This window comes from Microbacterium sp. A20 (genome assembly GCF_004794515.1).
In the GTDB taxonomy this organism is placed as follows: Bacteria; Actinomycetota; Actinomycetes; order Actinomycetales; family Microbacteriaceae; genus Microbacterium.
Genome location: NZ_SSDF01000070.1, coordinates 127,775 through 136,639, shown reverse-complemented (window position 1 = coordinate 136,639; position 8,865 = coordinate 127,775). Strand labels below are relative to the sequence as shown.

15 protein-coding genes are annotated in these 8,865 nt (G+C 65.8%); 10 read left to right on the top strand and 5 right to left on the bottom strand.

Annotated features, from left to right (window positions below; translation table 11 throughout):
* Window position 1: 1 nt before the first annotated feature.
* Together drmC and DW298_RS07590 are read left to right on the top strand one after the other, a co-directional pair.
* A complete protein-coding gene (gene drmC, locus DW298_RS07595; RefSeq protein WP_136041837.1) occupies window positions 2–709 on the top strand; it encodes a DISARM system phospholipase D-like protein DrmC in 708 nt (235 codons plus the stop codon).
* A 61-nt stretch (window positions 710–770) separates the two neighbouring features.
* A complete protein-coding gene (locus tag DW298_RS07590; RefSeq protein ID WP_136041836.1) occupies window positions 771–1,199 on the top strand; it encodes a very short patch repair endonuclease in 429 nt (142 codons plus the stop codon).
* Window positions 1,200–1,225: 26 nt separating this feature from the next.
* Here the strand turns inward: DW298_RS07590 and DW298_RS07585 are convergent, their stop codons facing one another.
* Window positions 1,226–1,837, bottom strand: a complete 612-nt coding sequence (locus DW298_RS07585) for a MerR family transcriptional regulator (RefSeq protein WP_136041835.1) — start codon at window positions 1,835–1,837, stop codon at window positions 1,226–1,228.
* A 70-nt stretch (window positions 1,838–1,907) separates the two neighbouring features.
* On the opposite strand from DW298_RS07585, the gene DW298_RS07580 reads away from it, so the two are divergent.
* Window positions 1,908–2,417 (top strand): DUF4188 domain-containing protein, encoded by a 510-nt coding sequence (locus tag DW298_RS07580; protein ID WP_136041834.1) that lies wholly within the window; start codon window positions 1,908–1,910, stop codon window positions 2,415–2,417.
* A gap of 29 nt (window positions 2,418–2,446) precedes the next feature.
* Here the strand turns inward: DW298_RS07580 and DW298_RS19295 are convergent, their stop codons facing one another.
* Window positions 2,447–2,605 carry a hypothetical protein gene (locus tag DW298_RS19295; RefSeq protein ID WP_168429580.1) on the bottom strand — a complete coding sequence of 53 codons (159 nt, stop codon included), beginning with the start codon at window positions 2,603–2,605 and terminating at the stop codon, window positions 2,447–2,449.
* Window positions 2,606–2,757: 152 nt separating this feature from the next.
* Here DW298_RS19295 and DW298_RS07575 point away from each other — a divergent pair, with 152 nt between their 5' ends.
* The 5 genes from DW298_RS07575 to DW298_RS07555 all read left to right on the top strand — a co-directional run bounded on the left by DW298_RS07575 (window position 2,758) and on the right by DW298_RS07555 (window position 5,787).
* The gene (locus tag DW298_RS07575; protein WP_205820289.1) at window positions 2,758–3,597 is read left to right on the top strand and encodes a helix-turn-helix domain-containing protein; all 840 of its coding nucleotides are present in this window, start codon (window positions 2,758–2,760) and stop codon (window positions 3,595–3,597) included.
* Window positions 3,598–3,664: 67 nt separating this feature from the next.
* Complete coding sequence (locus DW298_RS07570) at window positions 3,665–4,246, top strand: dihydrofolate reductase family protein (RefSeq protein ID WP_136041832.1); 582 nt, start codon at window positions 3,665–3,667, stop codon at window positions 4,244–4,246.
* Window positions 4,247–4,533: 287 nt separating this feature from the next.
* Window positions 4,534–4,743, top strand: coding sequence for a hypothetical protein (locus DW298_RS07565; protein WP_136041831.1), 210 nt, complete (start codon window positions 4,534–4,536; stop codon window positions 4,741–4,743).
* A gap of 136 nt (window positions 4,744–4,879) precedes the next feature.
* Window positions 4,880–5,065, top strand: a complete 186-nt coding sequence (locus DW298_RS07560) for a hypothetical protein (protein ID WP_136041830.1) — start codon at window positions 4,880–4,882, stop codon at window positions 5,063–5,065.
* Window positions 5,066–5,442: 377 nt separating this feature from the next.
* On the top strand, window positions 5,443–5,787 hold the full coding sequence (locus tag DW298_RS07555; RefSeq protein ID WP_205820288.1) for a hypothetical protein: 345 nt from the start codon (window positions 5,443–5,445) through the stop codon (window positions 5,785–5,787).
* Between the two features lie 6 nt (window positions 5,788–5,793).
* On the opposite strand, the gene DW298_RS07550 is transcribed toward DW298_RS07555, so the two are convergent.
* Window positions 5,794–6,375 carry a TetR/AcrR family transcriptional regulator gene (locus DW298_RS07550; RefSeq protein WP_240745053.1) on the bottom strand — a complete coding sequence of 194 codons (582 nt, stop codon included), beginning with the start codon at window positions 6,373–6,375 and terminating at the stop codon, window positions 5,794–5,796.
* A 75-nt stretch (window positions 6,376–6,450) separates the two neighbouring features.
* On the opposite strand from DW298_RS07550, the gene DW298_RS07545 reads away from it, so the two are divergent.
* Entirely contained in the window at window positions 6,451–7,452 is a 1,002-nt protein-coding gene (locus DW298_RS07545) for an SDR family NAD(P)-dependent oxidoreductase (RefSeq protein WP_136041828.1), read from the top strand.
* A 110-nt stretch (window positions 7,453–7,562) separates the two neighbouring features.
* Here the strand turns inward: DW298_RS07545 and DW298_RS07540 are convergent, their stop codons facing one another.
* Window positions 7,563–7,838, bottom strand: a complete 276-nt coding sequence (locus tag DW298_RS07540; RefSeq protein ID WP_168443195.1) for a hypothetical protein — start codon at window positions 7,836–7,838, stop codon at window positions 7,563–7,565.
* A 141-nt stretch (window positions 7,839–7,979) separates the two neighbouring features.
* Here DW298_RS07540 and DW298_RS07535 point away from each other — a divergent pair, with 141 nt between their 5' ends.
* The gene (locus DW298_RS07535) at window positions 7,980–8,366 is read left to right on the top strand and encodes a VOC family protein (RefSeq protein WP_136041826.1); all 387 of its coding nucleotides are present in this window, start codon (window positions 7,980–7,982) and stop codon (window positions 8,364–8,366) included.
* Window positions 8,367–8,387: 21 nt separating this feature from the next.
* On the opposite strand, the gene DW298_RS07530 is transcribed toward DW298_RS07535, so the two are convergent.
* Window positions 8,388–8,861 (bottom strand): hypothetical protein, encoded by a 474-nt coding sequence (locus DW298_RS07530; protein ID WP_136041825.1) that lies wholly within the window; start codon window positions 8,859–8,861, stop codon window positions 8,388–8,390.
* Window positions 8,862–8,865: the final 4 nt, after the last annotated feature.

The window sequence follows — 8,865 nt, the reverse complement described above, 5'->3', positions numbered from 1 at the left end:
CGTGGCCGAGGCGATCGAGAAGCTGGCTCGGGCGATATCGCCGTCGCTCGCACTCAAGCTCGCTTCGAGCCTCGAGATCGACGGAAGCCTCGCGAAGGCGTCGGCGAAACTACCGGCTGGTCTATCTCAAGCATCGCTTGCCGAGTGCTTCACGGTGCTCGGCGCGGCCAATCTGGCGGCGGTGCTCCGTGGGTTCTCTGCAGCGGCGAAGTCGAACGGGATGGACCTGCGTGCAGTGTGGAGCGGACCGACCTTTGCGGGCGACGGCGACCACACCACTGCCGCCATCGCGCACCTCATCGACGAAGCCACCGAGGACGTCTTCGCCTCGACGTACTCTGCCTCATCGAACTCGGCGTACATGCAATCCCTGTGGCGAGCCGTGGCGCGCGGGGTGAAAACAACCGTACTTGTGGATGCGAACTTGAATGATGGGAAAACAGCCGCCTGGATGCAGGAGAAGCTGCACGGCGCGCGCTTCCTCGGCTTCAAGCCCGGCCCCCTCGGCGGTGTTCAACACTCCAAGGTGGTCGTCGTCGACTCCAGCACTGCTTTCATCACCAGTGCGAATCTCTCCGAGGCCGCTCACGAGAAGAACCTTGAGGCTGGCGTCATCATCCGAGACCCGGATTTCGCCTCAAGTGTCCGTCAGCGCTATGCGACTCTGTTGAACGAAGGGCATCTGTATCTTCTGGAGTCGACTTCCTGACGATAAAGCGAGCAGCTGATAGTTCGTACTCGGTTAAACCAGGGCGACATAAGCTGCTCTCATGTCGTGGGCGAGCACCGAGGGGTCACGACGTTCGATGCGCGGAAATCGACGCCGCGACACCAAGCCGGAGTTGGCCGTCCGACGGTTGATTCATGCTGCTGGTCTCCGATATCGGGTGGACTTCGCGCCGATTGGCGGTCGATCCCGCGCCGATATCGTGTTCACTCGCGCCCGTGTCGCCATCTATATCGATGGCTGCTTCTGGCACGGCTGCCCGATTCATGCCACCTACCCGAAACGTAATAGCGACTACTGGCTTCCAAAACTTCGGCGGAATATCGAGCGCGATCGCGAGTCGGACGCGCGCCTGCAACTCGCAGGATGGACAGTGCTGCGCTTCTGGGAGCATGAGGCACCCGAGGGCGTAGCAGCGATCATCGCCGCAACGGTAGGCGCATCTATCGGCGGCCGGGGTGAATCAGGTTGATATCTCAGCGCTCGCTGAGAATGACGCTATCCGTCCCCACCAAACCTCTCCCCCGAGCTCACCTGCTGCGCCACCCGCCGCAACGCCAACAACAACGGCTCCACCAGCACCGACCCCAACACCACGTACCGTACCGCGGCTTCCGCAGACTCCTCCGGCACCCCCGCAATCTCCGCATCCGCAATCCGCCGCATGCTCGCGAGGTACTCCGCCATCGCCGCATCCGGAACGGTGAACCCCACGCGCTCCAGCCCCTGCAACGCCCGCGCGACCGCATGCAGCACCGCCTCGTCACACATACCCGGCTTCCACCCGAGCCCCGCGACAAGAGCCTCAGCGTCCGTCAGATCCAAAGACTCATCCACCGGCGGAGTGATCGCCGCATGCGCCATCCCGAGCAGGTTGTGCGCACTCTCCGGCGGCTCATCCAGGGCCGTCAGCACCCGCCGGGTCTCGGCGATGCTCACCCCCGCGTCGAGCAGCGCCCGGATCACCCGCAGCCGCTCCACGTGCTTCTCGCCGTACGCGGCCTGAGTCGGCGCGCTGCGCTCACCCTCGGGCAGCAGCCCTTCTCGCAGGTAGTACTTGATCGTCGGCACGGTCACGCCGGTCTGGGTTGACAGTTCGGAAATTCTCATGGCCACCTCTTGACTTCGATAGTAGCGCTATCCATTATGGATAGTGAAACTATCCAACCAAGGAGTCATCATGTCGAAAGTCATCACGGGCCGCATGACCCACCGCCACGAGGGCGAGCTCGTCGTGTTCCACATCGGGATGCAGATCAACCGCTGGTGGCGCCCCGACCTGTGGATGCCGGCCTTCTTCGCCATGCCGGGGATGCTGCGCGAACTCAGCACCGACCCCGACTCGGGCATGCTCGGCTACCACCTGCTCTTCGGCTCGGGTGGACCCTACGTCGTGCAGTACTGGTCATCCGTCGACAAGCTCTACGCCTACGCGTCCAGCCCGAACCAGCAGCACCGCCCCGCCTGGACCGCCTTCAACCGCGCAGCCCGCAAGGCTCCGGGAGCGGTGGGCGTCTGGCACGAGACCTTCCGCGTCGACACCGCCGAGAGCGTCTACGTCTCGACGAAGCCCATGGGACTGCCGAAGGCGACGGAGCTCGTCGAGGTCGGACGGCGTCAGGACCGGGCGCAGGCGCGGTTCGCGGAGGGGCGGACGGAGGCGCAGTCTTCAGCCAGCGTCGAGCAGTAACGACCGATCGAACGACGGCCGGAGCCGCCTCACTCCAGAGAGGAACGAGGCGGCCCCGGCCGCTCCGGCCGGCGTCGCAGGAAGAACCGAACGATCCCCCGCACGACGAAGAACACGATCGCCAGAATCACGACGAGAACGACCACGCTGATGACGAGACCCCACCAGCTGAACATGGACCCGGTCATACTTCGCGCTCCTCAAGAAAGGGCCGAACGAGACAAATGAAACCTCGACGACCGGTGGCATACCCACAGATCAAAGCACACACGTGCGGACGCCCGGGATGTTTCGGCTGGCGGCATGCGGGGGTCCGCACCGCCAGGGCTACTGTGATCCCGTGGAGTACGTATCCGCAGTGCCGCAGCCGCCGCTCGACGGCCTGATCGACGACCTCTACTTCCTCGAGGGCGCGCCGCCGTACCCTCGCCTGACGCTCCCGCCGATGCCGGGGTCGTTCCTCATCGTCAACCTCGGGGAGCCGTTCCGCATCCGCGCCGGCGAAGAGCCCGAAGCATCGGAGTATGCCGACGGATGCGTGGTCAGCACGCCCACCCGCGCGATCGACTTCGCATACCCACCCACGACGCGATCGGTCGGCGTGCACTTCCAAGCCTGGGGTCTGGCACCGTTCGTGCCAATGCCGGCATCCGCCCTCTGCGATCGACCGGTGACGCTCGAGCAAGTGTGGGGAAGGCCCGCTGTCACCGAACTTCGACAGAGGCTGGTCGCGGCCGACGGGCCGGAAGGGATGATGGCGATCCTCGAAGAGGAGTTGGGGCGGCAGCTGCGCGATGTCCCGGGCCTGGACCTGGTGCGCGACGCGGCAAGCGCCATCGTCGAGACCAGTGGAACCGTCGCGATCGGCGACCTGACCGCGGCATCCGGTGTCAGCAGCACCCATCTCACCCAGCGGTTCAAGGAGATCATCGGCGTCACGCCCAAGCGCTTCGCCCGCACCCGCCGCTTCGCCGCCACCCTGTTCGCGATCGACTTCGCCGCGCCGATCGACTGGGCAGACGTCGCCACGCGCGCGGGCTACTTCGACCAGGCGCATTTCGGGCACGACTTCCGCGCGTTCACCGGCCTCACCCCCACCCGGTACGTCGAGGTGCGCCAGCGGTTCCTGCGCGAGCATCCCGATCATGCACTCGACAACTGGTCGCTGCCGACCGATTGATTTCTTACAAGCGCTCCCGTGAGCCGCGCGCCTAGCCTGAGGACACCGCAGAGCAGAGGAGCACCCCATGGGCAGAGTCGTCATGTACGCATCGGTGTCGGTCGACGGATTCATCGCCGACGAGAACGACCAACCAGGTCCCGTTTTCGACTGGTTGATGAGCGGCGACGTGCCGCTCGACGAGAGCGGAGCCCTGAAGGTGTCGCAGGCATCCTTCGACTACACCCGCCCGTATTGGGACCAGGTCGGGGCGACCATCGTCGGACGCCACGTCTTCGACCTCACCGACGGCTGGGATGGCGTGCCTCCGGGCGGCGTCGAGCACGTGGTCGTCGTCACCCACCGCCCTGCGCCCGAGGGCTGGGATCCCGCGGCGCCGTTCCACTTCGTCGACAGCATCGAGGCGGCCGTGACCAAGGCGCAGGAGCTGGCGGGGGATCGGATCGTGGAGGTATCGGCGGGCGACGTCGGCGGACAGGTGTTCGCGGCCGGGCTGGTCGACGAGGTGCGGATGGACGTCGCGCCCGTCGTCTTCGGCACGGGCAAGCGCTTCTTCGGCCCCATCGACGCGCAGCAGCTGCTGGAGGATCCGGTCGACGTCATTCCGGGCGCCGGGGTGCTCCACCTGCGTTACCGAGTGAAGCGCTGAGCGACCACCGCGAACCAGTACCCTCGCACCATGCCCATCTGTTTCCAGGTCGCCGAGGGGGACATCTAGTCATCTGAGCGTCGGCCGGTTGCCACCGGCGTCGGAGCCGACCCTCCCAGGTCCCCTAACGGTGGACAGACGAGCCCCGTCGGACGGCGTAACATCTTACACATCATGCAGGGTTGATCGATAAGGAGCCACGTGGAAATCGCAGTATGCGTCACAGCAACCGGAGGCGTGATCGGACTCAGCACGGGAGACTGCGCGGCGAAGGCAACGGTCTCGCGATGACTCAGCGTGTCCGCGGCACCGCGCGTGAGCGTACGACCGTCGCGGCGATGATCCTCGTCGGCGCAATGCTCCCGATCGTCGCCAAGCTCCCCCTGTTCCAGGACGTTGTGTGGATCTTCTGGCTCGCAGCGTTCGTGCTCATGCTCGGCGCGTTGGCTCTGGTCCTGCGCATCATCTGGCGCGACCGACGCTCCCGCGAGTCCTGATTCCGTCACCGAACCGCCTCGCTGCTCATTCAGTAGCGAGGCGGTTCTTCATCCCCCTGAGCGACCGGCGCGGACGCTGCGGGCGGTGGAGCGGGGTGCGCTTTGGGTAGCTGGTCGCCGCATGGAGGATGTAGGCATGAGCTCTGTGTGGATTGTGTTCGATGACGAGGATGACGCTGGTATCTACGGCGTCTTCGACAATCCTGAGGATGCGGCGGCCTTTGCGGAAGAGATCAAGCACATGTCCTCGAACGGCATGAAGTATGCGGAGTACTCGGTGCCGTGGCGTCTGACGGACAAGGCCACTCGCATAGAGGTGTGACGCAGAGCGGTGGTCCGGAGTCGCCGTTCGCCCCGATCACGCGAAGTACGTCGCCATCGCGATGAACTGGTCCGCGATCGCGGCAGCATCCACATCCACTCCGTCGTCAAATATATTGCTTATGTCGTCATATGTGTCTTTGATGTGAATATCACGATCATCACAGAGACCCTGCGGCTGTGCTCGTGATCTCAAGGAACACTACGCAAGGGGGTCTTCCTGTCCGCTCTCACTCGTCACTCAGTCCGCCGCCGAGGAGTGACCCGGAACACCGTCGGGACGAGCGGTACGCTGACCGCTTTCAACCCTTCACGCTCAGCGATCTCGTGCGGACTGTAGCCAGAGCCGCAGCTGTCGGGATCGTCACCATGACTCTGATGGTGACGGCCACGGCCTGCTCGGGAGCACCTGCCGTGAAGACCGGTGAGGCCATCGGAAAGCGCCTCAGTTGGGTGAATGACGTCGCGTCGACGGACACGGAGTTCCTGATCCAGGACTCGTCCCCACGCGTGGGCGAGCCCGCATCCTTCAACCTGTCGACGTCGGATCCGACGGAATGGATCGTCGTGGCGATCTGCGCCGACGATCCTCACATCAGCAGCGCGGGCGCCGCCGAGATCTCGATCATCCCGAGGAGCGCATACACGGCGTCAGTGAAGGTCGAGGTAGAAGAAGGAGAGTTCCGCGATGCCGTGACCTGCGAGGGCCTCGCCCACCGTTGACGACGCTCACCGACCGGGATGCGCCGAGATCCCCCGCAGCAGCACGGCCACCGTCGCATCGATCCGCTCGGCGCTCAACGGCTGGCCCAGCAGCGCTGCGTAACTCGCCATCGCGATGAACTGGTCCGCGACAGCGGCAGCATCCGCATCCCCTCTCACACCGCCGGCCGACACCGCCAGCGCCATCCGCGCGGCGACCCACTCCCGAATCGGCGCGGCCAGCTTCTCGTTCAGCGCAAGACCGAGCTCCGGATCGGATGCCGTGATCACGATCAGCGCCCGCGCGATCGCCACGCCGTCGGCATCTGCAAGAGATGCGCTCATCGCAGAGAACCACGCCCGCAGATCCGCCCCGAGGTCGGCGGTCATCGGTACCGCGACATCCGCCCCGGGCAACCCGCCCTCGAGCAGCGCCTCACCGAGGATCGCGGCCTTCGACGGCCACCACCGATAGATCGTCTGCTTCGAGACCTCCGCCGACTCGGCGAGACCCTCGATCGTCACGGCCTCGTACCCGTCTGCGGCGAGCGCGCGCCGCATCGCCTCCAGCACGGATTGGCGGGCTTTTTCACTACGAGGACGGGGCACCTTTCGAGCGTACTCAGGCGTACACTGGAATATAAGTAGACGCACCGTTGCGAAACTCGAACAAGGAGAAAGAGCATGGCCCTCACCGCACACTCCACCATCGGCGACTGGATGAACGACCCGACCGGCGGGCCCCTCATCCGCGCACTCTTCGAGCAGACCGGCGCCGACCCCGAACTTCTCACCCCCGTGCTGGGCCTGCCCCTTCAGCAGCTCGTCGCGATGAGCCAGGGCCAGCTCCCCCAGTCGGTCGTCGACGACCTCGTGCGCGCGGCCAACGGCGGCGAGATCCCCGAAGACGACGCCTCCGAGGGCTGGACGGAGAAGGTCACCGCCGGCCGCTTCGCCGGCAAGACCGTGATCGTCACGGGCGCCGCCTCGGGCATCGGCAAGGCCACCGCCTCGCGCATCGCCCGCGAAGGCGGACGCGTGATCGCCAGCGACATCGCCGCCGAGAAGCTCGACGCCCTCAAGGCCGAGCTCCCGGATGCCGACATCGTCACGGTCGCCGGCGACCTCACCAAGCAGGACGCGATCGACGCCGTCGTCGCCGCCGCGGGCGACCGCATCGACGGCCTCGCCAATGTCGCCGGCATCAACGACGACTTCTCCCCCGCCGGCGAGACCCCGGACGCCGTCTGGGACCGCGTCATCGCGATCAACCTCACCGCTCCGTTCAAGCTCATGCGCGCGGTCATCCCCGTCATGGAAGCAGCCGGTCGCGGCGCGATCCTCAACGTCTCAAGCGAGGCCGGTCTGCGCGGCAACGCCTCGGGCAACGCCTACACGGCCAGCAAGCACGGCATCATCGGCGTCACGAAGTCCGCAGCCTTCATGTACGGGCCGAAGGGCATCCGCGTGAACTCCGTCGCCCCGGGCGGCGTCGCCACCGGCATCCCGATGCCCCCGAACATGTCGGAGTACGGCTCCGGCCGCCTCGCCCCGTTCCAGCAGGCGATCCCGACCGTCGCCACGGCCGAGCACCTGGCGGCATCCATCACGTTCCTGCTGTCGGACGACGCCGTGAACATCAACGGCGCCATCCTCGCCTCCGACGGCGGATGGTCGGTGCAGTAACCCGCACCCGCGAAACCAACGCCCCCGCCGACCCGAACGGCGGGGGCGTTTCGCGTTCCTACGCCCTTGGCCGAGGAGACCGCTCACCTGTCGCGCTGCGAGCGGACCCGCTATGAGTCGCGGTCTGCGCTCTCGCGGTCGAGCCGCCTCATCTTCTTGTCGGTCGCAAACTGCCAGGCGACCAAAGCGAGGAGCGGCACCACGGACGCCGGCCCGAGCCACTCGGTGCCGGTGCCGTCGCGGAGGTAGATCACATTCGCCACCACCGAGAAGGTGATCGCCGCGATGTAGAGAGTCAGACGCACAGGCGAGAAGAGAACCCGCAGCCGTGTGCGCAACGAGTTCGTGTACGAGTCAGGGGCCATCTGCGCAGGTGAGCGATTCATGTGATCTCCGGTGGGGCTGAGTTGTCACAGTACGTCAGCCGAACACTCTCGCACGAAGAGAGACGTTGAGTGCTCGATCGTGGTGCTTCATATCGGAATCAACCATGGTCGGCCGTCCCACCCCGCCCTACACTCGACCGCATGCTGAAGCTCGCATCGATCGTGATCCGCGTGAACGATCTCCCCGCACAGGCACGCTTCTGGAAAGCGGCCCTCGACTACGTCGAGCGCGACCCGGCGGAAGACGACTGGGTCGTGCTGAAGCCCCGCGACGCCGACGCCCCCTGCATCTCCCTCGACGCGCACCACTCCGAACGGGTGCTGCCGCCGCGCATCCACCTCGACATCTACGCCGAAGACCAGGCCGCCGAAGTGCGTCGACTCACTGAGCTGGGCGCGCGCGAGGTGCACTGGGACAACCGCCCCGCCGACGCGGACTACGTGATCATGGAAGACCCGGAGGGCAACCGGTTCTGCATCGTCGACCGCCCCGACTGGTCGGGATGGGAGCGCGCGGGCGACGAGTGACCGCCGCGACGCACCCCGACATCACTCCTGCGTGAGGCGCACCGTCATCGTCGTGCCCATGGCCGTGACGTCGTAGGAGAGCTCGCCGTTCTCGAAAGTGAACGTCTTCGTGTCGTCGCCCGATGCGAGCATCGCCGAGTCGGTCTTGGTCTTGTCGTTGACGGAGTCCCAGGTGAACGAGGTCGAACCGTCTTCCGGAACCTCGACCGTGCCTGCCCAGTACAGCGACTTGGTGTCGGGCGCGTTCCAGAAGACCTCGATGGTGTCGGCCGTGATCGTCGCCGTCTGGAAGCTCTCCGGGTCGTTGGAATTGCTCTGCTTCCACTCACCGGTCAGGTCGACCGGCTGGGGCGCCTCTTCCTTCTGCTCCGACGATGACTGCGTGTCTTCCTTGGTTCCGTTCGACGCCGGCTCGCCGGCACACCCGACAGCTCCCACACCCAACAGTGCGAGGAGGGCGAGGGCGGACACGGTCTTGGCGGCAGCAGCGTTCATGGCT